At 65.8% G+C, this 26748-nt stretch carries 19 protein-coding genes and 4 tRNA genes; 17 read left to right on the top strand and 6 right to left on the bottom strand.

Annotated features, from left to right (window positions below; genetic code table 11):
• Positions 1–73: 73 nt before the first annotated feature.
• The 4 genes from Q9Q79_RS03790 to ychF all read left to right on the top strand — a co-directional run bounded on the left by Q9Q79_RS03790 (position 74) and on the right by ychF (position 3579).
• Entirely contained in the window at positions 74–1033 is a 960-nt protein-coding gene (locus Q9Q79_RS03790; RefSeq protein ID WP_005415400.1) for a ribose-phosphate diphosphokinase, read from the top strand.
• Between the two features lie 109 nt (positions 1034–1142).
• The gene (locus Q9Q79_RS03795) at positions 1143–1760 is read left to right on the top strand and encodes a 50S ribosomal protein L25/general stress protein Ctc (RefSeq protein ID WP_005408191.1); all 618 of its coding nucleotides are present in this window, start codon (positions 1143–1145) and stop codon (positions 1758–1760) included.
• Positions 1761–1808: 48 nt separating this feature from the next.
• A complete protein-coding gene (pth, locus tag Q9Q79_RS03800) occupies positions 1809–2387 on the top strand; it encodes an aminoacyl-tRNA hydrolase (RefSeq protein ID WP_005408192.1) in 579 nt (192 codons plus the stop codon).
• Between the two features lie 100 nt (positions 2388–2487).
• Positions 2488–3579 carry a redox-regulated ATPase YchF gene (ychF, locus tag Q9Q79_RS03805; RefSeq protein WP_005408193.1) on the top strand — a complete coding sequence of 364 codons (1092 nt, stop codon included), beginning with the start codon at positions 2488–2490 and terminating at the stop codon, positions 3577–3579.
• 504 nt (positions 3580–4083) lie between these two features.
• Here the strand turns inward: ychF and Q9Q79_RS03810 are convergent.
• From Q9Q79_RS03810 to Q9Q79_RS03835, 6 genes are all read right to left on the bottom strand, one after another.
• Positions 4084–7350 (bottom strand): autotransporter outer membrane beta-barrel domain-containing protein, encoded by a 3267-nt coding sequence (locus Q9Q79_RS03810; protein WP_201863991.1) that lies wholly within the window; start codon positions 7348–7350, stop codon positions 4084–4086.
• A 263-nt stretch (positions 7351–7613) separates the two neighbouring features.
• On the bottom strand, positions 7614–8255 hold the full coding sequence (locus tag Q9Q79_RS03815) for a response regulator (RefSeq protein ID WP_005408195.1): 642 nt from the start codon (positions 8253–8255) through the stop codon (positions 7614–7616).
• Positions 8252–11479, bottom strand: coding sequence for a hybrid sensor histidine kinase/response regulator (locus tag Q9Q79_RS03820; RefSeq protein WP_201863993.1), 3228 nt, complete (start codon positions 11477–11479; stop codon positions 8252–8254). The genes Q9Q79_RS03815 and Q9Q79_RS03820 overlap by 4 nt, the downstream gene beginning before the upstream one ends.
• A 123-nt stretch (positions 11480–11602) precedes the next feature.
• A complete protein-coding gene (locus Q9Q79_RS03825) occupies positions 11603–12823 on the bottom strand; it encodes an EAL domain-containing response regulator (RefSeq protein ID WP_049418869.1) in 1221 nt (406 codons plus the stop codon).
• Entirely contained in the window at positions 12820–15591 is a 2772-nt protein-coding gene (locus Q9Q79_RS03830) for a response regulator (RefSeq protein ID WP_201863994.1), read from the bottom strand. Before Q9Q79_RS03830 ends, Q9Q79_RS03825 begins: the two co-directional genes overlap by 4 nt.
• A 163-nt stretch (positions 15592–15754) precedes the next feature.
• Positions 15755–18493, bottom strand: coding sequence for a TonB-dependent receptor (locus tag Q9Q79_RS03835; protein WP_201863995.1), 2739 nt, complete (start codon positions 18491–18493; stop codon positions 15755–15757).
• A gap of 170 nt (positions 18494–18663) precedes the next feature.
• On the opposite strand from Q9Q79_RS03835, the gene Q9Q79_RS03840 reads away from it, so the two are divergent.
• The 13 genes from Q9Q79_RS03840 to rplL all read left to right on the top strand — a co-directional run bounded on the left by Q9Q79_RS03840 (position 18664) and on the right by rplL (position 26466).
• Positions 18664–19683, top strand: coding sequence for a cyanophycinase (locus Q9Q79_RS03840; RefSeq protein ID WP_012479232.1), 1020 nt, complete (start codon positions 18664–18666; stop codon positions 19681–19683).
• Between the two features lie 105 nt (positions 19684–19788).
• Complete coding sequence (locus tag Q9Q79_RS03845; RefSeq protein ID WP_201863997.1) at positions 19789–20805, top strand: isoaspartyl peptidase/L-asparaginase; 1017 nt, start codon at positions 19789–19791, stop codon at positions 20803–20805.
• A gap of 137 nt (positions 20806–20942) precedes the next feature.
• A tRNA-Tyr gene (locus Q9Q79_RS03850) sits at positions 20943–21028 on the top strand.
• A 24-nt stretch (positions 21029–21052) separates the two neighbouring features.
• Positions 21053–21126, top strand: a tRNA-Gly gene (locus tag Q9Q79_RS03855).
• A 49-nt stretch (positions 21127–21175) separates the two neighbouring features.
• Positions 21176–21251 (top strand) — tRNA-Thr (locus Q9Q79_RS03860).
• Positions 21252–21292: 41 nt separating this feature from the next.
• A complete protein-coding gene (gene tuf / locus Q9Q79_RS03865; protein ID WP_004154360.1) occupies positions 21293–22483 on the top strand; it encodes an elongation factor Tu in 1191 nt (396 codons plus the stop codon).
• A 103-nt stretch (positions 22484–22586) separates the two neighbouring features.
• A tRNA-Trp gene (locus Q9Q79_RS03870) sits at positions 22587–22662 on the top strand.
• A 49-nt stretch (positions 22663–22711) separates the two neighbouring features.
• Positions 22712–23125 (top strand): preprotein translocase subunit SecE, encoded by a 414-nt coding sequence (gene secE / locus Q9Q79_RS03875; RefSeq protein ID WP_005408202.1) that lies wholly within the window; start codon positions 22712–22714, stop codon positions 23123–23125.
• 10 nt (positions 23126–23135) lie between these two features.
• Entirely contained in the window at positions 23136–23696 is a 561-nt protein-coding gene (gene nusG / locus Q9Q79_RS03880) for a transcription termination/antitermination protein NusG (RefSeq protein ID WP_004154362.1), read from the top strand.
• A 286-nt stretch (positions 23697–23982) separates the two neighbouring features.
• Positions 23983–24411 (top strand): 50S ribosomal protein L11, encoded by a 429-nt coding sequence (gene rplK, locus Q9Q79_RS03885; RefSeq protein ID WP_004145248.1) that lies wholly within the window; start codon positions 23983–23985, stop codon positions 24409–24411.
• A gap of 4 nt (positions 24412–24415) precedes the next feature.
• Positions 24416–25114, top strand: a complete 699-nt coding sequence (gene rplA / locus Q9Q79_RS03890; RefSeq protein ID WP_004154350.1) for a 50S ribosomal protein L1 — start codon at positions 24416–24418, stop codon at positions 25112–25114.
• Between the two features lie 383 nt (positions 25115–25497).
• Positions 25498–26034, top strand: coding sequence for a 50S ribosomal protein L10 (gene rplJ, locus Q9Q79_RS03895; RefSeq protein WP_005408203.1), 537 nt, complete (start codon positions 25498–25500; stop codon positions 26032–26034).
• Positions 26035–26097: 63 nt separating this feature from the next.
• A complete protein-coding gene (rplL, locus tag Q9Q79_RS03900; protein ID WP_005408204.1) occupies positions 26098–26466 on the top strand; it encodes a 50S ribosomal protein L7/L12 in 369 nt (122 codons plus the stop codon).
• The last annotated feature ends 282 nt before the right edge of the window (positions 26467–26748 follow it).

The following is a 26748-nucleotide window of genomic DNA, read 5'->3' on the forward strand; positions in this document are numbered from 1 at the left end:
CAGCAGCAAGGGTCCATCGGGGTCCTTGCCGACTCCGGATCCCCGCCACTCGTCCCCGCCCGAGACAATCATGATGCAAGAGTCCCCGAACCTGCTGGTCTTTTCCGGCAACGCCAACAAACGTCTGGCGCAGAACATCTGCAAGGAACTGGGGGTTCGCCCGGGCAAGGCGCTGGTCTCGCACTTCTCCGATGGTGAAGTGCAGGTGGAGATCGAAGAGAACGTCCGCAAGCAGGACGTGTTCGTGATCCAGCCGACCTGCGCGCCGAGCGCGGAAAACCTGATGGAACTGCTGGTGCTGATCGACGCGCTCAAGCGCGCATCGGTGGCCAGCGTGACCGCCGTGGTGCCGTACTTCGGCTACTCGCGGCAGGATCGCCGCATGCGTTCCTCGCGCGTGCCGATCACCGCCAAGCTGGCGGCGAAGATGTTCAGCACCGCTGGCGCTGATCGCGTGCTGACCGTCGACCTGCACGCCGACCAGATCCAGGGCTTCTTCGATATTCCGGTGGACAACGTGTATGCGTCCCCGCTGCTGCTGGCCGACATCTGGCGCGCCTACGGCACCGAGAACCTGATCGTTGTGTCGCCGGACGTGGGCGGCGTGGTCCGCGCCCGTGCCGTGGCCAAGCGCCTGGATGACGCCGACCTGGCGATCATCGACAAGCGCCGCCCGCGCGCCAACGTCTCCACCGTGATGAACATCATCGGTGACGTCGAAGGCAAGACCTGCGTGATGGTCGATGACATCGTCGACACCGCCGGCACCCTGTGCGCTGCTGCTGCTGCCCTGAAGGCGCGCGGTGCGCTCAAGGTCGCCGCCTACTGCACCCACGCGGTGCTGTCGGGCCCGGCGGTGGACAACATCACCAATTCCCAGCTCGACGAGCTGGTGGTGACCGACACCATCCCGCTGAAGGACGCGGCGCGGGTGTGCAGCAAGATCCGCCAGCTGAGCGTGGCAGAAATGCTGGCCGAAACGATGCGCCGCATCGCCTTCGGCGAGTCGGTCAGCTCGCTGTACGTCGACTGAGTTTTTCGCCCCTGCCGGCAACGGCGGGGGCATACCCGGATGCTTCTGGTCGCGGAAGCATCTTCAACCGCCACGCCGCAGGGCGCGGCAACAACCTGAGTAGTCGAAAATGTCGAAGACCCATGAAATCAAGGTCACCAAGCGTGAACTGCAGCGTAAGGGTGCGAGCCGCCGCCTGCGTCACGCCGGTGTGATCCCGGCCATCGTGTACGGCGGCAACGCCGAGCCGGTCGCCATCAGCCTGGACCACAACGAAATCTGGCTGGCCCAGCAGAACGAGTGGTTCTATGCCTCGATCCTGGACCTGAACCTGGATGGCCAGGTGCAGAAGGTCCTGCTGCGTGACATGCAGCGCCACCCGTACAAGCAGCTGATCATGCACCTGGACTTCCAGCGCGTGAACGAGAACGAAGCCCTGACCGCTTCGGTCCCGCTGCACTTCGTCAACGAAGACACCTCGCCGGCCGGCAAGGCTGCCGACGTCGTGGTCACCCACGAACTGAAGGAAGTGACCATCACCTGCCTGCCGAAGGACCTGCCGGAGTCGATCGAAGTCGACCTGGGCGAGCTGAAGGCCGGTGACGTGGTGTACCTGTCCGACATCAAGCTGCCGAAGGGCGTGGAAATCCCGGCCCTGGCGCTGGGCAAGGACCACGACGACGCCATCGTCACCGCCAAGGCCGGCAAGGCCGACGAGGCTGACGAAGAAGCGGCTGCCGCCGAGTAATACCGTTACGGTGCCTGCCTCCGGGCAGGCACCGTACTGGAAGGAACCATGGCAGGACTGCGACTGATCGTCGGTCTGGGCAATCCCGGATCGGAACACGCCCGGACCCGGCACAATGCCGGGTTTCATTTCGTTGAGGCCCTGGCGGAGAAAGCCGGTGCGCGATGGAATGTGGACAGCAAGCTGTTCGGTGAGACCGCCAAGGTCGAGATCGCCGGGCAGACGGTGTGGCTGCTCAAGCCCGCCACCTTCATGAACCTCAGCGGCAAGTCGGTCACCGCCGCACAGCGGTTCTGGAAGATCGAACCGGAAGAAACCCTGCTCGCACACGACGAACTGGACCTGGCGCCCGGCGTGGCGCGGCTGAAGTTCGACGGTGGCCACGGCGGCCAGAACGGCCTGCGCGACACCATCCGCCTGCTCGGCCACGGCAAGTTCCATCGCCTGCGCGTGGGCATCGGCCATCCCGGCCACAAGGACCGCGTAGTGGGTTGGGTGCTGGGGCGCCCGTCCAAGGAGGACGACGTGCTGATCGCACGCGCCATCGACGATGCGATCGACGTGATGCCGCTGGCGGTACAGGGCGATTTCAGCGAAGCGATGAAGCGGCTGCACACCCCGAAATAAGCGGTAGGTACCGACCGTTGGTCGGTACGGAGAATGATTGGAAAAGCAGCGCCCAGGCCGCTGTTTCCCCAATCACTTTCACCCCAGAGAGCTGTCACCCATGGGTATCAAATGCGGCATCGTCGGCCTGCCCAACGTCGGCAAGTCGACCCTGTTCAATGCGCTGACCAAGGCGGGTATCGCCGCGGCGAACTTCCCGTTCTGCACCATCGAGCCGAACGTCGGCATCGTGCCGGTGCCGGACCCGCGCCTGAACGAGCTGGCGGGCATCATCAACCCTCAGAAGGTCATCCCGACCGCGGTCGAGTTCGTCGACATCGCCGGCCTGGTGGCCGGTGCCGCCAGCGGTGAAGGCCTGGGCAACAAGTTCCTGGCGCACATCCGCGAAGTCGACGCGATCACCCACGTGGTGCGCTGCTTCGAGCACGGCGACATCGTGCACGTGGCTGGCAAGGTCGATCCGATCTCGGACATCGAAACCATCGACACCGAGCTGGCGCTGGCTGACCTGGACAGTGTCGAGAAGGCGCTGAACCGTGCCGAGCGTGCGGCCAAGGGCGGCGACAAGGACGCAGCGGCGCGCAAGCCGGTGCTGGCCAAGCTGCAGGCTGCGCTGTCGGACGGCAAGGCCGGTCGCTCGGTCGGCCTGGACGAGGAAGAGAAGGCGCTGGTGCGCGACCTGTTCCTGCTGACCCTGAAGCCGGTGATGTACATCGCCAACGTGCTGGAAGACGGCTTCGAGAACAACCCGCACCTGGAAGCCGTGCGTGCGCATGCTGCCGCCGAAGGCGCGCAGGTGGTGCCGGTGTCGGCCGCGATCGAAGAAGAGCTGTCCCAGCTCGATGACGAAGACCGCGATACCTTCCTGGCCGACCTGGGCCTGAGCGAGCCGGGCCTGAACCGCGTGATCAACGCGGCCTACAGCCTGCTCGGCCTGCAGACCTACTTCACCGCTGGCGTGAAGGAAGTCCGCGCGTGGACCGTACGCAAGGGCGCCACCGCCCCGCAGGCTGCCGCAGTCATCCACACCGACTTCGAGAAGGGTTTCATCCGCGCCGAAACCATCGCGTATGACGACTTCATCAAGTACAAGGGCGAAGCCGGCGCCAAGGAAGCCGGTCGCCTGCGTCTGGAAGGCAAGGAATACCGCGTGCAGGAAGGCGACATCCTGCACTTCCGCTTCAACGTCTGATCCAGCGGCATCGGATCGACCCCGGACGCCCCGCCCTGTGCGGGGCGTTCGCGTTTCCGGCGATGGACAAAAAAACACCACGCTGCGAAACGCTTGCGGTGTGATGTTCGCCGGTACTTGTCCACAGCAAACTCCCATCGCTTTCCACGTCGGGTGTGGAAAACCGGCGAACCTGATGCAGCGCCGAGCCGATGCACGGCTGCGATGGACGTGAGCAGAGCGCGGGCTCGGCGCTACCTGCCTCGATCGTGCAGCGTGGACAAATTTTGACCACGCTTCGAAGCGCTTGCGCAGCAACACTCCCACCTACTTGTCCACATCAAATCCCAACCACTCTCCACGAGGGGTGTGGAAAACCGCGAAGAGGCATGGATAAAAAATAGCCACGTCCTGAAACGCTTGCTCCATGCGGTTCGCAGGCACTTGTCCACACCTAACCCCCATCGCTTTCCACGCGGCATGTGGAAAAAGCGCCCGGCACTCCCTTGCCGGGCACTTCCCGCATCACCAGGTGTACGACACGCCCATCTGCGCACTGATATCGCGGAAGCCCATGCCACCGCTCTGCCGGCTCAATTCACCCCAGCCTCGCCAACCGCCGGACAGATTCACCTGCACACCGGCCTTGGCTTCGTAGATGTCGCGCGGCAGCTGCCGCTGCAGGCGCTCGCCGTCCATCGCCAGGCCTGCGCCATTGCCGCCGGACCACCAGTTCACCGCCACGTACGGGTGCACCTGGCCCTGCGCCGGGCTCAACCCGCGGCTGTACAGGCGCAGGCCGAGGCGGCTGCTGGTCTCGCTACCGCCGCGGTCCTCGACCACCGTGCCGTTGGCCTCGACCACGCGGTCGCTGTCATAGCGGCTGTGAACCACCTGCAGCTGCGGTTCCAGGTAGATGCCGCGCTGCGCGGTGCGCCGCAGGGGAAGCACATAGCCGGCTTCGGCCGACGCACTCCAGTTGCGGGCGTCATAGCGCTCCTTCTGCAGGCCTTCGCCCTGCACGCTGTTGCGGAAGCGGCCGTACTGCAGCCAACCGTCCACATAGGCGCCGCCCTGCATGCGTGCATCCTGCAGCCAGGTGGCATAGGCGCCCACGCTGGTGCCGGTGACCACGCCCCGCGCGGCGTAGCCGGTCACCTGCGATCGGCTGTCATTGCGCGCACGGCCGTGACCGAGCATCGCACCTGCCTGCAGTTCGCCCTTGCCACCCACCTCGAAACGGCGGCCGACGCCGACCAGCACGCTGCTGATCTGCCCATCGACCTGGACCTGGCGGTTGCGGTCGTGGCTGTCGGGCTGCGCGCTGCGAAGGTGCATCCAGGCCACGGCATCGCCGCTGACGCCCGCTTCGGCGGCGGGATCACCGGCGCGGTCGTGCAGGCTGTGCCGGAACATGCCCAGCGCGGCGCTGCGGTTGGCCAGGTAGGCCGCCGGTTCCGGGCGTTCCACCTTCGGACGTGTCGGGTCAACTGGATCTACCGGATCGACGGGATCGACGGGATCGACAGGATCGACAGGATCGACAGGATCGACGGGATCGACGGGATCGACGGGATCGACGGGGTCCACTGGATCCACTGGATCCACTGGATCGACAGGATCGACGTATTCCGAACGCAGGTACCAGTTGCCATCATCCGGGGTCGACACGCCGCCCTTGAACAGGAAGTAGTCGTAGGCACCGGCAACCGCGCGGCCCTGCAGGCCGAACTGAGCATCGGACTGGCCACCTACGGTGATCAGGCGGATGCCCTCCTGGGTCAGTGCACCGGCGCCGCCGGCATTGCGCACGCTCACGCTGGCGGTGCCGCTGCTGTTGCCGCTGATCACCAGCTGATCGCCGAGCGAGGTATCGTCCCCCAGTGCACGGTTGAAGATCCAGTGGCCACCGTTACCCACGTAGTCGCCGCTGACAGTGACGGTCTTGAAACCGCCCGCCGCCGGTGCATCGAAGGCAATGGTGCCGGCGTGTTCGAGTGCACCGACGCTGGAACTGTCACGCACGTTCCACTGGCTGCTGCCATCCAGCGCCAGCTGTGCGACCTGGTAACCGGAGTCGTTGCGCAGGGCGCCGCTGAACTGAGTACCGTTGCGCAGCACCATGTGCACCTCCGCAGTCGCGCTGTCGACGACCACGTCGCCGCTCAGGCGGCTGTTGTCCGCGATGAAGCGGATCTCGGACGTTGCCACCGAGCTGCCATCAGTGAACACGGTATCGCTGACCCTCAGCAGTCGGCCGCCAACCAGGTCACCTGCCTGACGGGCGACAACGGCGGTATTGTTGAGTGTCAGTTCGTGGTTGCTTCCCTGCAGCCACAACGCTGGGCCGTCCAGGGTCTCGATCTGGCTGTCGTTGAACACCAGCCGATCCCAGTAGGGACCAAATACGGTGATGTAGGAACGATAGGCGCCCGAGTTCGTTCCCAGCGCCTGGATGTGCAGGGCGTCCGCAGTGAGCTTTGCAGTGTTCATCTGCACGATGCCGAACGAGGCTGCGCCATGGGTGGTGATCGAGCCGCCGTCCAGCTGTATGTCCGCGGTACTGCCGCCCAGGAACACACCACCGGACACCGCACCGTAGGTCGCAATGTCGAGATTCCTGGCACGGATCCGGGAGTAGGGCGTTGGAGGGTTGCTGCCGGAAGCGCGCAGGCCGTAGACGCCATCGCCATGGGTATCAATGCTGCCACCGGTGATCGTCGCGGTGCCACCCCATACGTCCACACCGTGGCCATACCCGTTGTCACCAAAGGTGCTGATCACAGTGTTGCTCAGGTCCGCCAGCGAGTCGGCACCGGACAGCCAGATCCCGGAACTGCCATCGCGCACGGTGAAGTGCGCGCCCTCGGCGGTCAACTTGCCCCAGCTGTTGACGTTGACGCCGTAGCCGCCGGTGCTTTCAAAGCGGGCATTGGTGATTTCCGCTGTGGCGAACGTTCGACTGGTCCGGTTTCCCATCAGTCGGATGCTGCTGCCGTTGGCGGTGGCGGTGCCCCCGGTGATGCGGAGGATCCCCCCGTTGTCAATGTCGAAGTAGCCATTGATGACATCCACATCGCGCAGCGACAACACGCTTCCGCTGCCGCTTGCGGACAGGCGGCCGCTGGAACCGTTGGTCGCCTGCGCGAACGTCATCGCCAGTGATTCCAACGAAAGCAGTGCGCCGCCGTCGGCATAGATGGCGCGGCCGGCACCGTTGCTGATCGTGGTACCCGATACATGCAGCTCGCTTCCACGTCCGCTGGAATACAGGGCATGACCATCGCTGCTTACACTGCCGCCATCGAGCCATATCTTGCCGCCGTTGGTGGCGTTGACCGTGCCGTAGCCGGAACTGTTGCGATAGGCATTGATGACCAGGTTGCTGGCGTGGATGACACTGCCGATGCCGGTTGCGTTGAGCGCATAACCGACGCCTGAACTTCCATTGCCAAGCTGTATGTGACCTCCCTGTACAAGAACACTGCCACCTGCGGAGGCCTGGATTGCGCTGCCGCCGCCGGTGACATCGACGCGCGTGCCATCGAGCGTTGCCGTGCTGCCGGCTCCGTTCACGTCCAGGGCGAAGCCGCCCATGGAGTGCAGCAGGGTATCGCTCGCATCCAGCTGCAGGGTCTGGCCATTGATGACCTTCAGCGGCCCGGTCAGATCGGCAGCGTGGACCGGCAGCGCCGCCCACAGGGCGGTGGCCAGCAGGCTGGGAAGAAGGGGGGCAGGCGCGAGGCGCGCGCGCCCGGGCGCACGGCGGTACCGTGTGGGGGAGGCGTACATTCTGTTGGACTTCCTGTGGCAGGGCGCAGCACGGCTGCGCGAACTGGCGCGGCAGGGCCGCGTCGCTGCGGAAGCCACACGCGATGGCAGCTGCAGGCGCCATCGGACTTCCGTCCCCCAGGGCGACGCAGCTACTGCCGGCAGGCGCACCAAGGCGGGATGCGTCCAGCCTAGAAATCGGCGCTGTCCTATGGAATCAGGCGTTTCCTAAAGCCGGTGCAGACCCTTGTACAGGGGCTGCAGGGTTCAGCCTGGAGTGGACCTCAGGCGAACAACGAGGCCTGCAGGCAGTACTCGATCAGCGCCTGATCACTGTCCACGCCCAGCTTGCGCATCGCGCTGATCTTCTGCGTGCTGACCGTCTTGGCGCTGCGCTGCAGCTGGCGTGCAATGTCGCCCACGCTCATGCCGCCGGTGAACAGCCGGATCACTTCCAGCTCGCGCGGCGACAGCCGCGCACGCACCGCATCGGCATCGGCCGGCTCGCTCGCCGCTACCGGCAGCAGGCCCGGGGGCCGGTAGACGCGGTCGGCCAGCACCACGCGCAGGGCCTGTACCAGGCTGCCCAATCCATGGCTCTTGAGCACCACGCCGCCGGCACCAGCGGCATACATCGCCGCAACCAACGACGGGTTGGACACCATCGTCAGCACCAGCAGGCGCGTCTCCGGGAAGCTGCGGCGCAGGAACGAGATCAGCTTGATGCCGTCCCCGAAGCGGTCGCCCCCTGGCATGCTGTAGTCGGTGATCACCGCCTGTGGCCGGGTCCGGGTCATCAGCTCGATCAGCGTCGCCGGGTCGGCCGCTTCGCCCACGACCTCGAGGTCCAGCTCCCCGGCCAGTACGTCGCGGATGCCGGCAAGCACGATCGGGTGGTCGTCGGCGATGAGGATCCGTGTGGTCATGGCGGGTTCGGGTCGTCAGATGAGGAAGGAGATGCCGCGCCGAGCAGCGGATGCAGCAGCTGTTCGAGGCGTCGCTGGAAGCCGGCAAGCGGAGCCTCCTGGGTGACCAGGTCATCGCCGCCTGCGAGGCCCTGTTCGATCCGCAGGCCGCTGTCCACCAGCGCAGGTGCGCCGACGATGACCAGTGCGCCGCGGATGCGATGCAGTACCTGCACCACGCGCGCCGGATCGGCGGTGGCAATCGACTGGCGCAGGCTGTCCAGGTCAGCCTGCATGGTCTGCACGAACAATGCCTGCATTCTTGCGGGAACCTGCAGCGGCGGATCATCATCGCGCGTATCGGTGGATACAGGACTTTGCGGCGGCGCGGAAACCGCCGCATCGCCCTGGGTGATCCGGATCAGCAGGCGTTGCAGCGCTTCCAGCGTGATCGGCTTGACCAGCACGCCCTGCATGCCCGATTCCTGGCAGCGTTGGCGTTCGGCCGGATCGGCGTTGGCGGTGGCACCGTGGATCGGCACGCTGACACCGCGCGCCCGCAAGGCGCGCGCCAGGCCATAGCCATCCATCCCGGGCATGTTCAGGTCGGTCAGCACCAGCGCGAACGCGCCCTGCTGCCAGTAGCCCAGCGCTTCATTGCCATCGCTGGCGACCACGGCGCGGCAGCCGAGCTGTTCCAGCTGGTCGCGCAGGATCGCCTGGTTGATCGGGTTGTCCTCGGCCACCAGCACCTGCAGGCCGAAACGGCGCGTCGCCGGCAGGCGCCCTTCGGCGCTCGCCGCTAGCGGCTGGCCACTGGCCGCGGCCAACGCGAGCACGATCGCATCGAACCGGTGCAGGCCAACCTGCCAGAAGCCATCAATGTGCCGGGGGCGCACGCCGCCTTCGCGGCAGGCGACCACACGCGGTCCACCGGCCCACCCGGGCAGCGGGTCGTCAAGGACCAGGTCGAGCAGCACGGTGGGCGATGGCAAGTCTGCCGTGCTGTCTTCCCGGTACACGCTGGCCTGTGCACCACGCTGCTGCAGGCGTTCGCACAGCGATTGCACCAGCTCGCGCACGCTGCCCCGTACCTGGACCTGCAGGCCCGCAGGCAGCTGCGGCGCAGGGGATTGCTGCGGATCCGCCGGCGCCGGTGGCAGCGGCAGTTCGACGCTGAAGCTGCTGCCCAGGCCGCTCTCGCTGACCACACGCAGCTGGCCTTCCATCAACGCCACAAGATGCGCGCAGATGGCCAGCCCTAGGCCGGTGCCGCGCATCGCATCGGTGCCCGGGTTGGCCTGGAAGAACGGCTCGAACAGGTGCGCCTGGTGTTCGCTGGCAATGCCGATACCGGTATCGGCGACCTGCCACTGCAGCCAGCAGCGTTGCTCCTGCCAGCGTGCCGAAACGCGCACCACCACGCGCCCGCTGTCGGTGAACTTCAGTGCGTTGCTGATCAGGTTGTTGAGGACCTGGCGGATCCGCGCGGCATCACCGCACACCAAGGGTGGCACGTCGGCATCGATGCAGGCGTAGAACCGCAGCCCCTTGTTGGCGGCCGCGGCAGCATACGAGTCGAGCGCATCCTCGGTCAGTCGCACCGGATCGAACGGGCTGGGCTCCAGGCTCAGTTGCCCGGCCTCTGCCTTGCTGACGTCGAGGATGTCGCTGATCAGCTGCATCAGGGTCGAGGACGAACGCTGGATCGTCGCCAGATAGTCCTGCTGCCGCGCATCCAGTGGTGTGAGTCCGAGCAGTTCGAGGGTGCCGAGCACGCCGTACAGCGGCGTGCGGATTTCATGGCTCATCGTGGCCAGGAACTGGCTCTTGGCCCGGTTGGCCTGGTCGGCGGCACGGCGCGCCTGCTGCAGCACCTGTTCGGCTTCATGCTGGCTGCTGAGATCGATGAACAGACACAGCACCGCCGGCTCGCCGCGATAGCGCGCCGGCGTCGCGGTCACCAGCAGGTGGCGGCCTTCGGGCGTGGTGTAGGCCAGCCCATCGCCGAGCGTGGTGCCTCCAGCGGCCAGCACGCTGCGCCGCCAAGGGCCATGCCAGCCTCCGCTGTGGTGGTCTTCGCCCAGCCAGCGGCGGGCGAGGGTGTTGTCCAGCAGCACATTGCCATCGGTACGGCGCAGCAGGCACAGCCCGATCGGCGCGTTGTCCAGGATGGTGCGGCTGAAGGCCTCGCTTTCCAGCAGGCGCGCGTGGTTGCTGCGCAGTGGTTCGATGACCGAACGCCGATACGCGCGCAGCAGCAGCGTGCCACCCAACGCCAGCAGCAGGGCCACCACGATCGCGCCGAGCAAGGGCCCCTGTGGGTGCTGGAACACCTGCCGCCAGCTGACGTGGTACACCGCCAGCCAGCCGCGCTCGCTGCGCATGCGGAACTGCAGGCCTGCAAGGCCGGCCTTCCAGGAGGTGCCAGCGTCACTGGCGTCTGCTGCATCGCCCAGCAGGCGCTGGCCATCGGTATCGAACAGCGACAGCCGCTGGAACACCGGAACACCCAGCACCTGCCGGTAGTCATCGACACGTCCCGGATCGAGCAGGCAGGCCAGCGCGGCCTGTGAATCCTTGTCGTCCTCGCCCCACAGGCGTGCATCCTGCGGCGCATGCGCGATGGCCAGCAAACGGGTCTGCCGGTCGCGCCACGGTACGCTCACCCAGACGATGCCACCGCGCTGCAGCGCCGGACGCGTGCCCATGACCCGGTGGATGTCGGCGATCGCCGGGCGCAGGTGATGCGGGCTGTTCTGGCTCGCATCGGTAACGCCGATCTGCACCGGTGCCAGCAGCCCGCGCGTGCCCTGGCCATCGACCAGCAGGCATTGCGGTGGTGGGTAGTGCGAGGCCGACCAGAACGTGCCGTAGAAGCGCAGGAAACGATCGCCCAGCTCGTTCGGTAGCGAAAGACTGGCTCCCTCGCTCCCGATCGCCGCGAAGTTGGCGAACAACGGGCCGCGTTGCAGTTCCACGCTGGCATCGGCAACCGGCTGTCCTCGTGCGCCGACATCGTGCAGCCGCCACTGGCGCAGGAAGCGCTCCTGCTCGCGAAGCGTGCCGTCCAGGCGGCGGAAGTGGTACTCGATCTTGCTGCGCTCTTCGTTCAAAAGTTGCGAGCCGGCAGACAGCAGCAGTCCGGCCTGCAGGGTCGCCAGCACCACCACGCCGATCAGCAGGGCGTGGACACGCAGTGAGCGGCGAGCGAGTCGGCGAACAGGGGCGGCCTCGGCCGGCATGGCGGGTCTCAGGGTGGGGGCGGACAGAGGCACCGGTGGCGGCAGCGCAAAGTCCGCCGCCACTGCACAGACAGGATCGTCAATGCGACTTGATGATGTTGTGAAGTCGCTGTGGAATCCGTGTCAGCTCAGGGCGGCTCGCGATCTTTCGTCCAGTTGCGGTGCTTCTTCGTCCAGCAGGCGGGTGAACTCGTCTGAGGGCAGCGCCTGCGAGATCAGGAAACCCTGCACCTGGCTGCAGCCGAGCTGGCGCAGCGCGGCCAGGTCGGCATCGCTTTCCACGCCCTCGGCCACGATGGTCAGCCCGAGCTGGTTGGCCAGCGCGATCACCGTCGACAAGGTCAGGTGCAGGGCCGGGTCACGGGCGCAGCCGCTGACCAGCGCGCGGTCGATCTTGACCTCGGTGAAGGGGGTATTGACCAGATTGTGGACCGAGCTCAGACCCTGCCCGAAATCATCCTGGGCCAGGCCGAAGCCCTTCATGCGCAGCCGGCAGGCACCGGCATAGAAGTCGCTGACGTGCCGCGTGGTGCTGTTTTCCATCAGCTCAAAGCACAATTCACCAGGCGTACCGCCGTTGGCCAGGGTCAGTGCCAGCAGTTCGTCGGGCAGGTCCGACTGCTCCAGCAGGTGAGGGGGCAGGTTGATCGATACCGGTACCCGGAACCCTTGTTTGCGCCAGCGTGCCTGTGCGCTGATGCTGGCCTTGAGCATCATCCGCAGCAGATCGCCCTCCAGCCCGTATCGGCAGATCGCCGGGAGGAAGCTGCCAGCGGCCAGCGCGCCCAGCTGCGGATGGCGCCAGCGCACCAGTGCCTCGGCCGCCACGACCCGCCCTGACTGCAGTGACTTTTTCGGTTGGAACCAGGCCGTCAGGCTGCCATCGGCCATGGCCTGGCGCAGCTGCGAAACATCCGGTTCGGGTGCAGCCGCCGCGCGCGTGGGGGCCTTGCCAGTGGCCTGACGCGCCTGCGCCAGCGCCTCGAACAGGGCATCCACGTCGGCGGCCGCCACCGGCTTGGGCAGCAGGCCGATCACCTCCAGCCCCAGCGATTCGGCCATCAGCCGTGCCGAGGTCATCATCCGCCGCGGGGCCGCGCTGACCACGGCAAGGCGGGGTGGGCGTGGCTGCGCCGCCAGCGCCTGGATGAACTGGATGCCGTCCTGCCCGGGCATCAGCAGGTCACTGACCACCAGGTCGTAGGGCTGGCAGGCACACAGTGCGATGGCGGCATCCACGTCTTCGCAGGCATCGACCTGGACGCCGGCACGGCTGCCGAAAAGATTGGCCAGGAAACCACGCTGGAAGGGCTGGTCTTCCAGGATCAGGACACGCTGGGTCATGCGGGATCTCCTTGGCGCAGGGCGGTGAGTGCCTTGCGCAGGCGGGCGATGTCGATGGGTTTGCTGAGGTAGCCCTGCATGCCACTGGCCAGGCAGCGCTCGCGCTCTTCGGCGGTGGCATTGGCGGTGGCGCCGATCACCGGTACCAGGTTGCCGTCATCGCGCAGCTCGCGGGCCAGCGCGTGGCCGTCCATGCGCGGCATGTTGATGTCGGTCACCACCAGATCGAAGCACTGCTCGCGGCACCGTTGCAGCGCTTCAATGCCATCCTGTGCCAGCTCCACGTCGCAGCCGAGGGTGCGCAGCTGCTCAGCCAGGATCACCCGGTTGATCGGGTTGTCCTCGACCGCCAGCACGCGCAGCCCCAGCGGCACGGGCGGTGCCAAGCGCGTGGTCTCCGGCTGCGCCGCACGTTGCTGCTGCACGTTGGCCAGCGCATTGCCGATCGCGGTCATGCCATGCAGGGTCACGACCAGGCTGCCATCGGCGGCAGTGATCGGCTGGTCACCGCCCTCGATCGATGCCACCACGCGCGGGCCCGACCATGCCAGCGGAGTGGCTGCTTCACCATCCATCAGGATCGCGCCGTCATGGTCCAGCAGCGTCGGGTCGCCAAGCAGGGGCTGCGCGTTGGCACCCCAGCGACACAGCCAGCCACAGGCACTGTCGACCAGCTCGCGGTCGCGGCCGCGCACCAGGATCGGTGGTTCCGGCAGCAATGTGGGCCCATCCTCGGCAGCGGCCAGCACCGGCAATGGCAGGCGGACGCTGAAGCTGCTGCCCAGGCCCGGCTCGCTCACCACCTGCAGCTCGCCGCTCATCAAGCGCACCAGACGGTCGCTGATGGACAGGCCCAGGCCGGTACCCTGCGCGCTGGCCGCGCCGCGGACCTGGCGGAACGGTTCGAACAGACGCGCCTGTTCCTCCGCAGCAATACCCACGCCGGTATCGGTCACCTGCCAGGCCAGCACGCTCGATTCACCTTCGCGCTGTACCTGGCGCACGCGCAACACCACCCGGCCATGCTCGGTGAACTTGATCGCGTTGCTGAGCAGGTTGCCCAGCACCTGGCGGATGCGGTCGGCATCACCGAGCACCCGCGTCGGCAGGCGCGGATCGGTGCAGACCAGGATCTGCAGGCCCTTGCAGGTGGCCGACGCGGCGAAGCTGCGCAGCACACTCTCGGTCAGCTCGCGCGGCGAGAACGCCGCCGGCTCCAGGCTGAGCTGCCCTGACTCGATCTTGGACACATCCAGCACATCACTGATCAACTGCAGCAGGACCGACGAGGAACTCTCGATGGTGCGCAGGTATTGCGACTGCCGGGCGTCCAGCGAGGTGTGCCCCAGCAGCTCCAGCGTGCCCAGCACGCCGTACAGCGGAGTGCGGATTTCATGGCTCATGGTGGCCAGGAACGCGCTCTTGGCCTGGTTGGCCGCATCGGCCGCTTGGCGTGCCGACGACAGTGCGGCCTGTGCCTGGCGGTGTCGGGAAATATCATGGAAGACGCATAGCAGCACATCATCGCCCTGGTAGCGGCAGGCCGCGTGCAGCACCTGCAGCTGGCGCCCGTCGCGGGTGGTGAATTCCAGTCCGCACCCGCGCTCGCCGGCATGTCCGCGCCATGGCGCCTGCCAGTCGCTGTGTTCGCCTTCCTCGCCGAGCCAGTCGCGCAGCAGCTGGTTGGACAGCAGCAGCGCGCGGTCGTTGCGGCGCAGGACGCAGATGCCGACCGGCGCCATGTCGATCACCGTCGAACTGAAGTCCAGGTTCTCCAGCAGGCGGCGGTGCTGCTGCAGGGCCGGCTGGATCAGCTGCAGGTCCACGCGATGCCGTAGCAGGCGCAGCGCAACACCGGCCAGCAGCAGCAACAGCACGCAGACCAGCAGGGGCACGGCCAGGTCGCCCAGCAGCAGCTGCGGCGGCAGGTGGTAGACCAACCGCCAGCCGTCATTGCCGACACTTTTCACCAGCGCTACGCCGCGCGGCAGGCCGCCGCTCCATAACGTACCGAAGCTGTCGTCCTGGCGTTCCCGCAGGATTGTCCAGCCCGCGCGATCCAGCCGCGGCGCCTGGCTGGACAATGCAGGCTGCCCAGAACGGTCGAGCAACGCATAACCGCCGATGCCCTGGCCATCGATCATGCCCGCCGCTGCATCTGTATCAAGCAGCAGTACCAGCCACTGCGCCGGATGGGGACCGGACTGCACCGGCTGCGCCAGTGCGACGCCACGGTCACCCGGGCGCAGCCAGTACACCCGGTCAGCGCCCTCGAGGCTGCCGTTGCGCGCCTGCAGTGCACGCAGCGACGGCAGGCGCGCCAGGTCGACGTCGACCGCGTCGCCGGCCAGACAATGCGCACCCCGCGCATCGACCAGCAGCAGGTGCGTCTGCAGCGCCTGCAGCGTGTGCTCGGCACGCGCTGACAACAGCAGCCGTTGTCCCGGCTGGCCACCGGGACCATCCAGCGGCACCTGGCGCATCCCTTCGCTGTCCGCAGCTGGCGCATCCGGGCGGCCGGCCAGCACCGAATCGCCCAGGTAGCGCAGCAGGGCTTCGCGCTGGTCGAAATAGATCTGGGCCCTGTAGGCCGCTGCATTCATCTCGCGGCGATGGGTCGAGATGTCCTCGGTGAATGCGGTGAGCAGGTAGAACCCGGCCGCGGCGGCCAGGCAGATGAAGACACAGACGGTCAGGCAGCGCAACAGCACCGACGCGGTGGTCGATGGCACTGTCTTCTGCAGCGAAGGGCGGGGGAAGCGGAACATGCAACGATGCTAGGAAGCGGCGCGGACGGCGCGGAATCAGCTGTTTCCTAAAATCCCCGGCTGGCCGACCGGCCCGGAGCCTGCACGCGGGCACCGTTCAGGTGGCAAAAAAAAGGAACCCCCGCCGAAGCGGGGGTCTCCTGTACCGACATTGGCCAGGCACTTACAGCGCGCTGCCACCGAACTTGTGGGTGTACTGCAGGTTGATGGTGCGGCCGACGCTGTCGAACCAGGACACGTCGTAGTACGGATACGCGGTGTAGGTGGCATCCTTCGGCGGCATCTTGTTGAACACGTTGACCACCGACAGCGACAGGCGCGAATGGTCGTCGAAGCGATACTGCACCGAGGCGTTGTAGCGGTAGGTCGCCTTCACGTAGGGGCTGTCACCGCTTTCCCAGTCGAACGACTGGTCGTAGTTGTCCGAGATCGGCAGCTTGCCCAGGCGCGAACCGTAGACCGTGGCCGACCACGCGTCCTTCTCCCAGGTCACGCTCAGGCTGGTCTTGGTGCGCGGGATGTCGAATCCGCTGTTGACCGCGAACTGGTCCAGGGTCGGATCGCCGGGGTAGCGCTGGAAATCGTGCTTCTTCACCCAGGTGTGGGTGCCATTGAGGATGAAGTCGCCGATACCGGTCTGCAGGCGGTAGCGCAGGCCGACGTCGATGCCGGAAGTCGACTCGCGGGCGACGTTGATCGGCGCCACGCGCACGCCGTACAGGCGGCCGTCGCTGGTACGGGTGATGCGGTCGAGCGCGTCCACGCAGGTCGGCGAATTGATGTCGGCACTGCCGAGCCGGCAGTTCGCTTCGTTGGCCAGGAGGGTGCGCACATCCATGTCCTGCACCTGCTTGCGCATGTCGATGTCGAACCAGTCCACCGACAGGTCCAGGCCGATCGCCGGCGACCAGACGAAGCCTGCACTCCACGAGGTGCTGGTTTCCGGGTCGAGCTGGCGGTTGCCGGTGCGGCTGCGGATCAGATTGCGCTCGTAGTCGGAACAGTCGCTGGCGCCATCGGCGCGGCAGCTGTACAGGTCTTCGGCGGTGGTCTCGTCGTTGCCCGGTCCGGCGAACACGTAGTGCAGGTCCGGCGCGCGGAACGCGGTGCCATACGAACCGCGTACCAGCAGCGTGTCGATCGGGCGCCATTCCAGACCGCCGCTCCAGGTCGCCTTGCCGATGGTGTGGCCGGAATAGCGGTACTGGTCGTAGCGGCCGGCCACGCTCAGGTTGACCGTCTCGTGCAGCGGCATGCGCAGCTCGGCGGCGGTCGCCCAGCGGTTGCGCGAGCCCTGGCCGTCCGAATCCTTCCAGCTGTAGTAGTAGTACTGGGTGGCCAGCGGATCGGGATTCAGCGCATAGGCCTGCTGGCCCACTTCCACGGTCGCGGCGAACCCGGCATCACCGCCCGGCAGGCCGAACAGCGCGGAATTGGTCAGCGTGAATGCAGCCGTCTCGGTGCGCGACTTCGGCGAATAGGTAGTGCGTGCGGCAATCGAATCGTACTCGGCGCGGGTCAGCGGCCGGTACAGCCGCGACGGGTCCGCGTTGTAGATCGGGAAACCGTCGTCGTCCACGCCCAGCTGCGGGCCCAGGAACAGGTCATTCGCCTTGGCGGCGATGATCTGCGCCCAGCTGATCCGCGACTGGTACTGCGAATGGCTCAGCGCCGCTTCGTAGTCCCAGTTGCCGGCCAGATTGCCCTTGAAGCCGGTGGTCACGCTGAAGGTCTTCTGCGTGCTGCGTACCATCGCATTGCGCAGGCCCCCCATTTCCTCGGGTGAGAACTGGCGCTGCCAGAACTCGATCTCGCCGGTGGCCCGGTTGTTGAAGTAGCCCGACTCATCGCCATTGGCGTCCATGCGGCCCCACTTGGTGACGTCGCGCATCAGCGACATCGTGTGGTAGCCCAGCTGCACATCGGCGAACCATTGCTGGCCGTTGTCGAAGTCGTAGCTCAGCGAGGCGTAGCCATTGGCGCCGCGGCGCTTGCTGAGGATGGTGCCGTAGCCGATCGAGCTGTCGCTGCCGCAGTAGTAACCGTAGCGCGGGCGGTAGGCGCGGTAGGTGCTGCCCTGGTTCTGCCCGGCCAGCGCTTCGCAGGTGGCCGCGCCCGGATCCAGGTAGTCGTCGTTGTAGTCCGTACGCAGGTAAGCGCGGCGGGCGATGCGCGAGCCCTCGGTGGGGCCGTCCTGGGTCGAATCCTGGATGTCGCGCTCATAGGCCCACAGCGGGGTCTGCGACTGCAGCTCGACGCTGTACACGGCGTTGAAGTTGCCGCGGCTGAAGCCGCTGGCCAGGCTCATGTCGAACGACTCGCCACCGCCTTCGCTGGTGGTGCCCATGCGCATGTCGATCGTGGTGCCGTCGGCCTTCTTCTTCAGGATGAAGTTGACCACGCCGGCGATCGCGTCCGAGCCGTAGATGGCCGAGGCGCTGCCGGTCAGCACTTCGATGCGCTCGATCATCCCCAGCGGGATGTTGGAGACATCGGTGAAGTTGCTGCGGCCCTTGAACGGCATCGGGAAGTCGGCGATGCGGCGGCCATTGACCAGCACCAGCGTGTGGTTCGGGCCCAGGCCGCGCAGGTCCACCTGCTGGGCGCCCGGCGAGAAGTCGGCGCCGCTGGAAGACTGCTGGCTCTGGGTCTCACCGCCGTTCTGGGTCATTGCACGCAGCACGTCCGGCACGCTGGTGAAGCCGCTGGAGCGGATCTGTTCGGCGTCGATCACCGTGATCGGGGCGGGGCCTTCCACCTGGGCGCGCGGAATGCGCGATCCGGTGACCTGCACCGCATCCAGTTGTTGAACCGAGGAGGAAGCCGATGCCTGGGCCGCCGCGGAAGCAGCCACGCCCATCAACGCCAGCTGGATTGACCACGCCATCGCCTTTCTACGCATGAGGAATTCTCGGAAATGAAGCCGGCCCGCAGAGGAGGGGCCCTGTCCCCCATTCAGATTTCCGGAACGGGCGCGCGCATTTAACGCCTTTTTCATGTCCTTGACTACTGGGTCCCTATCTGGCAAAGAGTGGAAACGCTTGCAAGTCGATTTTGTTCAGGGAGATCAAGATGCGACGCCTCCATCGGACCCTGCGTGCCCCCTTCGCCTGGCTGGCGCTGCTGGTCTTGGCCGTGCCGTTGGTCGCCCTTGCGCAGGACCTGCAGGGCCCGGGCTTCGCCTACTACGAAGCCGGCGATCTCGACGCGCCCCGGCCCGGTCCGCGCGCACCGGCCATGATGCTGATGGGCGGTGGCGAATGGGTGCCGGAGGCCTTCCACTGGTGGCTGAAGCAGGCTGGCAATGGCCGTGTGCTGATCCTGCGCGCTTCTGGCAGTGATGAGCTGCAGGACCGCCTGTACCGCGAGATCGGCGGTACCACCGCAGTGCAGACGCTGGTCTTCGACAGCCGCCGCGGCGCCGACGATCCGGCCGTGCTGCGCGTGGTTGCCGCAGCTGATGCCATCTTCATTGCCGGTGGTGACCAGTCGCGCTACATCCGCTTCTGGAAGGGCACTGCGCTCAACCGCGCGCTGAACGCCCACGTGCGCGCTGGCAAGCCGATTGCCGGTACCAGTGCGGGGCTCGCCATCCTCGGTGGCTATGCCTACGGCGCGATGGACGGCGGCAGCATCACCTCTGCCGGCGCCCTGGCGGACCCGATGGGCAGCGCGGTGACCATGGACAGCGGCTTCCTGCAGATGCCCTACCTGCAGCGCGTGGTCACCGACACCCACTTCGACAAGCGCGACCGGCTCGGTCGCCTGATCGTGTTCGTGGCGCGTGCCGCACAGGACAGTGGCGACCCCGACATCGTCGGCATCGGCGTCGACGAGGACACCGCCCTGTGCGTGGAGCCTGATGGCCAGGCGCAGGTCTACAGTGCTGACGGCGAGGGCAAGGTCTGGGTGGTCAACCCTGGCCGCGATGCCGACCGCCTGGTCGAGGGCGAGCCGCTGCGCTTCCGCGCGGTGCCGGTAACGGTGGTCGCCAGCGGCAGCCGCATGCGCCTGGATGACGTCCAGGCCGAGGCCGACTATCAGGCCGTGGCCGACGTCAGCGACGGTGAGCTTGAGTTCACGCTTCGGTAGTGCCGGCCGCTCGCCGGCAACCCACCTTCCCTGATACGCCCCTCGCCGGCCAGCGGCCGGCACTACCCTGCAATCCATTCCCCGTTACTGCTGGAGACGTATCCGATGAAACTGCGCCTGGCGCTGTCTGCGCTGCTGTCCCTGCCCATGCTTGCCCAGGCCGCACCGGCCGCTTCACCGCTGCTGGTCATCCACGGCGGCGCCGGCGTCGAGCGCAAGGACCTGTCGCCGGCCGAGGAAAAGGCCGCACGTGACGCGCTGCGGGCGGCACTGCTGAAGGGCCATGCGGAACTGGCGGCGGGGCGCCCCGCGCTGGCCGCAGTCACCGCCGCGATCACCGTGCTGGAGGACGATCCCACCTTCAACGCCGGCAAGGGCGCGGTGTTCACCCACGACGGCCACAACGAGCTGGATGCGGCGGTCATGGATGGCGCGAACCAGGCGGCGGGCGCGGTGGCGGGCGTGCAGCGGGTGCGCAACCCGATCCTGCTGGCGCAGACCGTGATGCAGAAATCCCGCCACGTGATGATGGTCGGGCAGGGCGCCGAAGCCTTCGCGGCCGAGCAGGGCATTCCTCTGGTCGATCCCTCCTACTTCCGTACAGAGAAGCGCTGGCAGCAGCTGCAGCGCGCGCTGAAGGAAGAGGCCAGCGGCCAGGCGCATGCCGACCTGGAGACTGCAAAGCACTTCGGTACCGTTGGTGCGGTCGCATTGGACGCGCAGGGGCATCTGGCCGCCGGCACCTCCACCGGGGGCATGACCAACAAGCGTTACGGCCGGGTCGGTGACTCGCCGATCATCGGTGCCGGCACCTGGGCCGACGCACGCTGCGCGGTGTCCGGCACCGGGTGGGGCGAGTACTACATCCGCACTGCGGCCGCGCACGAGATCTGCGCGCGCATACGCTACCAGGGGCAGAGCCCGGAGCAGGCCGGCAAGGGCGTGATCAACGAGACGATTCCGCAGATGGGCGGCGACGGCGGTGCGATCGTGCTCGGCGCAGACGGAAAAATGGCCACGCCGTTCAACACCCAGGGCATGTATCGGGGCTGGATCGGCGGCGACGGCGTCCCTCATGTCGCAATTTTCGCCAACGAGACCCTGCCGGTTCCCGGGCAATAACCTTGCGTATCAATGGGTTTGCGACAGCGTGTGAAAAAAATGGAAAAAAGCGTTGACAGCCCCCCGTCCCATCAGCAGAATAAGCGGCTCACCACCACACACCGCAACGCTTCGGCGGCAACGGAATGGGGTGGTAAGGAGGGATACCCAAGCGGCCAACGGGGGCAGACTGTAAATCTGCTGGCTTACGCCTTCGGTGGTTCGAATCCACCTCCCTCCACCAGTTTCACGTTGTGACATTCCCGGCGCGGGAGTAGTTCAATGGTAGAACCTCAGCCTTCCAAGCTGATGGTGCGGGTTCGATTCCCGTCTCCCGCTCCATTGAATGAACTTTGAATATTATCGAGTTCATGTCATAATGCAAAACTCGGCTCACGTAGCTCAGTCGGTAGAGCACTTCCTTGGTAAGGAAGAGGTCGAAGGTTCGATTCCTTTCGTGAGCACCATCTTAAGCATCACCTCTCAGACGAATTCGAGATAAGCAGCCATGGCCAAGGGTAAGTTCGAGCGCACCAAGCCGCACGTCAACGTCGGCACCATCGGTCACGTCGACCACGGCAAGACCACGCTGACCGCCGCACTGACCAAGATCGGTGCCGAGCGCTTCGGTGGCGAGTTCAAGGACTACTCCTCGATCGACGCCGCTCCGGAAGAAAAGGCGCGTGGCATCACGATCTCGACCGCGCACGTCGAATACGAATCCCCGGTCCGTCACTACGCCCACGTCGATTGCCCGGGCCATGCTGACTACGTCAAGAACATGATCACCGGTGCCGCCCAGATGGACGGCGCGATCCTGGTGTGCTCGGCCGCTGACGGCCCGATGCCGCAGACCCGCGAGCACATCCTGCTGTCGCGTCAGGTCGGCGTGCCGTACATCGTCGTGTTCCTGAACAAGGCCGACATGGTGGACGACGCCGAGCTGCTCGAGCTGGTCGAGATGGAAGTGCGCGAGCTGCTGAGCAAGTACGACTTCCCGGGCGACGACACCCCGATCATCGCTGGTTCGGCCCGTCTGGCGCTGGAAGGCGACCAGAGCGACATCGGCGTGCCGGCCATCCTGAAGCTGGTCGACGCCCTGGACAGCTGGATTCCGGAGCCGGAGCGCGCGATCGACAAGCCGTTCCTGATGCCGGTGGAAGACGTGTTCTCGATCTCGGGCCGCGGCACCGTGGTGACCGGTCGTATCGAGCGCGGCGTGATCAAGGTTGGCGACGAAATCGAAATCGTCGGCATCCGTCCGGTGCAGAAGACCACCGTGACCGGCGTTGAAATGTTCCGCAAGCTGCTGGACCAGGGTCAGGCAGGCGACAACGCTGGCCTGCTGCTGCGCGGCACCAAGCGTGACGACGTCGAGCGTGGCCAGGTCCTGGCCAAGCCGGGTTCGATCAAGCCGCACACCAAGTTCGAAGGCGAAGTCTACGTCCTGTCGAAGGACGAGGGCGGCCGTCACACCCCGTTCTTCAACGGCTACCGTCCGCAGTTCTACTTCCGCACCACCGACATCACCGGCGCAGCTGCTCTGCCGGAAGGCGTCGAAATGGTGATGCCGGGTGACAACGTCAAGATGGTCGTCACCCTGATCAACCCGGTGGCAATGGACGAAGGCCTGCGCTTCGCCATCCGCGAAGGCGGCCGTACCGTCGGCGCCGGCGTGGTCTCGAAGATCATCGAGTAAGCCTGCAGTACCGGTGGTTGCATAGCGCCGCCGGTTACGCGAATGGCGGGCCGGGAACCTCGGTCCGCCTTCGCCGTCTAAGGGAAGGCAAGTTTCAACACGTACGCCAGTAGCTCAATTGGCAGAGCAGCGGTCTCCAAAACCGCAGGTTGGGGGTTCGAGTCCCTCCTGGCGTGCCATCTGCCCACCTTATCCAGCGGCCTGGGCCGCTAAAGCAGACACAGCCGGATGAATAGCAAGATCGAACACTCCAAGGACAACTCCGCCAACGGCGGGGATATCGTCAAGTACGTCGCCGCATCGCTGCTGGTGCTGGCCGGTCTGTTCGTCTGGTTCTGGTTCTCCGCCGACTCCGGTCGCGCCACCCAGCTGGGTGCGTGGGCGGGTCAGCTGCGTGCGTTGGCGGTCGTGGTCGGTCTGGTTGGCGGTATCGGCGTGTTCATGCTGACCGGCAAGGGGCGCGACACCCGCGAATTCCTCTCCGAGTCGCGCTTCGAACTGCGCAAGGTGGTCTGGCCGACGCGCCAGGAAGCCATCCGCATGACCTGGGTCGTGATGGTGGTGGTGACCATTCTCAGTCTGTTGCTGGGTGGGTTCGATTACGTCATTCAGTGGCTGGTTCAGTTGTTCCTGAGCCGCTAAGGAGAATTGCATGAAGCGTTGGTACGTCGTTCACGCCTATTCGGGCTTCGAGAAGTCGGTGGCGCAGGCTCTGCGCGATCGCATCGTCCGTGACGGCATGGAAGAGCGCTTCGGCGATGTCCTGGTCCCGACCGAAGAAGTGGTCGAGATGCGCGCTGGCCAGAAGCGCCGCTCCGAGCGCAAGTTTTTCCCGGGTTACGTGCTGGTCCAGATCGAGACCCACGAAGAAGCCGGTATTCCGCGCATCGACAACGAAAGCTGGCACCTGGTCAAGGAAACCCCGCGCGTGATGGGCTTCATCGGCGGCACCGCCGACCGTCCGCTGCCGATTGCCGATTCCGAGGCCGAAGCCATCCTGAACCGCGTTCAGGAAGGTGTCGAGAAGCCGCGTCCGAAGGTGCTGTTCGAGCCGGGCCAGATGGTCCGCGTCACCGACGGCCCGTTCAACGATTTCAATGGCGTCGTCGAAGAGGTCAACTACGAGAAGAGCCGTCTGCGCGTCTCGGTGCTGATCTTCGGTCGTGCCACTCCGGTCGAACTCGAGTTCGGCCAGGTCGAAAAGGCCGTCTGATCCAGCTGTAGAGTCGAGCTTGCTCGACTTTGCTGATCGGTCGAGCAAGCTCGACTCTATGGAACCAGGAACCGGGCCTTGCCCGGTTTCGTCCGTTTATATGCTGCTTCAGGCATGTGAAGAAAAAACCTGATATAGTGCGCGGCTCCCCGCTGGGAAGCCAGCAGGACGAGGCCGCCGCAAGGTGGCCTTCAGCATGATTTCAAAACGCGATGCCGGGACGCGTGATTCCCGGTCCGATGGGGAGCCTGTTGTCGAAAGGCGCTAGCACCCGGAGAGTACTCACATGGCAAAGAAAGTTGTCGGTTACATCAAGCTGCAGGTGAAGGCCGGTCAGGCCAACCCCTCGCCGCCGGTCGGTCCTGCGCTGGGTCAGCGCGGTCTGAACATCATGGAATTCTGCAAGGCGTTCAACGCTGCCACGCAGAAGCTCGAGCCGGGTCTGCCGGTTCCGGTGATCATCACGGCCTACTCGGACCGTACGTTCACCTTCATCACCAAGAGCACCCCGGCCACCACCCTGCTGAAGAAGGCCGCTGGCATCTCGTCGGGCTCCAAGCGCCCGAACACCGAGAAGGTCGGCAAGGTCACCCGTAAGCAGCTGGAAGAGATCGCCAAGGCGAAGGAACCGGATCTGACTGCCGCCGATCTGGACGCCGCCGTGCGTACCATCGCTGGCTCTGCCCGTTCCATGGGCCTCGTGGTGGAGGGTTAATAAGATGGCACAGACCAAGCGTGAGAAGGCCATCAAGGCCGCCGTCGTTCCGGGCAAGGCATACGCCTTCGAGGACGCGATCAACATCCTGAAGAGCGCCACCAAGGCCAAGTTCGTCGAGTCGATCGACGTCGCTGTGCGCCTGGGCGTCGATGCGAAGAAGTCCGACCAGCAGGTCCGTGGCTCCACCGTGCTGCCGGCCGGTACCGGCAAGTCGGTCCGCGTCGCCGTGTTCGCTCCGGCCGGTGCCAAGGCTGATGAAGCCCTGGCCGCTGGCGCCGAAGCCGTCGGTATGGATGACCTGGCCGAGAAGATGCAGGCCGGCGATCTGAACTACGACGTCGTCATCGCGACCCCGGACGCCATGCGCGTCGTCGGTAAGCTGGGTACCGTGCTGGGCCCGCGCGGCCTGATGCCGAACCCGAAGGTCGGCACCGTTTCCCCGAACCCGGGTGAAGCCGTGAAGAACGCCAAGTCGGGTCAGGTCCGTTACCGCACCGACAAGGCCGGCATCATCCACTGCACCATCGGCAAGGCCGACTTCGCCGAAGACGCGCTGAAGTCGAACCTGACCGCGCTGCTGCTGGACCTGATCAAGGCCAAGCCGGCCACCTCGAAGGGCACCTACCTGCAGAAGGTTTCGGTCAGCTCGACGATGGGCCCGGGCGTCACCGTCGACCAGTCGTCGCTGACCCTGAAGTAATTGTTTCAAGCGGTCACGGTACCTTCGGTGCCGTGATCGTGACATTTGAAGGCATCGTTGGCAGTGCATCGCCCGCGGTAGCCGTCAAAGACCGCAGGCGCGGTCGTGGCAATACCGGCGACGGGCACGGAAGCTCGATCTGGCAAGGAGTCGCCGCCGGAGCAGTCATGAGCGCTTAATCGATTCCCCGGAATCACCCTGCGTAGATGGTGCCCTTCTGGAGTTTTTCTGGTTCACGCACGTCTGGGATTTCCCTGATTGCCTCCAGGTCTGGAACGGCCCACCCCCGGAACATCATCCCGATGTTCCCGGCGTCCAGGACGGATGCCGCACAGGACCGCACACGGCAGGAGCCGTAAGCGGAGTTCAATAGGAGGAGTGCAATGGCTCTCAATCTGTCCCAGAAGCAAGAAGTAGTCGCCGAGCTGGCAGACGTCGCCGCCAAGGCCCACTCCTTGATCGCAGCCGAATACGCTGGCACCACGGTCGCCCAGATGACCGCGATGCGCAAGCAGGCTCGTGAAACCGGTGTTTTCTTGAAGGTTGTCAAGAACACCCTGGCTTCGCGCGCCGTTGAAGGCACCGAGTTCGCAGTCGCCCAGGACCAGATGGTTGGTCCGCTGCTGTACGCGTTCTCGCTCGAGGAGCCCGGCGCTGCCGGTCGCCTGATCAAGGAAGCCGCCAAGGGCAACGACAAGCTGAAGGCTAAGGTCGTCGCCATCGGTGGCGAAGTGTTCCCGGCAAGCCACGTCGACGTGCTGGCCTCGCTGCCGACCCGCGACCAGGCCCTGGCCATGCTGGCCCGCGTCCTGACCGAGCCGGTCACGATGTTTGCCCGCGCCATCAAGGCCGTTGGCGAGAAGCAGGGTGGTGGCGACGTCGCCGCCGACGCTGCCGAACCGGCCGCCGAGACCGCCTGAGTTTCGACTTACCGTGGTTCCTGACGGAACCTCAACCCAGAAAATCATCCAAAGGTATTAATCATGTCCCTTACCAACGAACAGATCGTCGACGCCATCGCCGAGAAGTCCCTGATGGAAGTGATGGAGCTGGTCAAGGCCATCGAAGAGAAGTTCGGCGTCTCCGCCGCTGCTCCGGTTGCCGTGGCTGCTGCCGCTGGCCCGGCCGCTGCTGTTGAAGAGCAGACCGAGTTCACCGTCACCCTGAAGTCGGCCGGCGACAAGAAGGTCGAAGTCATCAAGGCCGTCCGCGCCATCACCGGCCTGGGCCTGAAGGAAGCGAAGGACCTGGCCGAAGCCGGTGGCGTCCTGAAGGAAGGCGCTTCGAAGGAAGACGCCGAGAAGATGAAGAAGGACCTGGAAGCTGCTGGCGCGACTGTCGAAGTCAAGTAAGCAGTTACCTTGCATCGTCACCGATTCACGGCGATGCAGCCAAGGCTGGGGGCGTAAGCCCCCGGCCTTTGGTCGTTGTTGCGGTGTCGGTAGAGTCGACTGTTGGTCGACTGCTGTGAAGGAAGTCGACCAACAGTCGACTCTACCGTTTCAAATGCAGCAAAAAGCCCAACACGGGCTGCAGTCAAACCCCCGCCGGCCAGCGCAGCGCGCGGCAGCAGGGGCGTGGTAGCAGACGAGTTGGCAGTTGGAAGTAGCGGGAGAAGGCGTGCTGGTGCCGGC

This window comes from Stenotrophomonas sp. a6 (assembly GCF_030913325.1).
Lineage (GTDB): Bacteria > Pseudomonadota > Gammaproteobacteria > Xanthomonadales > Xanthomonadaceae > Stenotrophomonas > Stenotrophomonas maltophilia.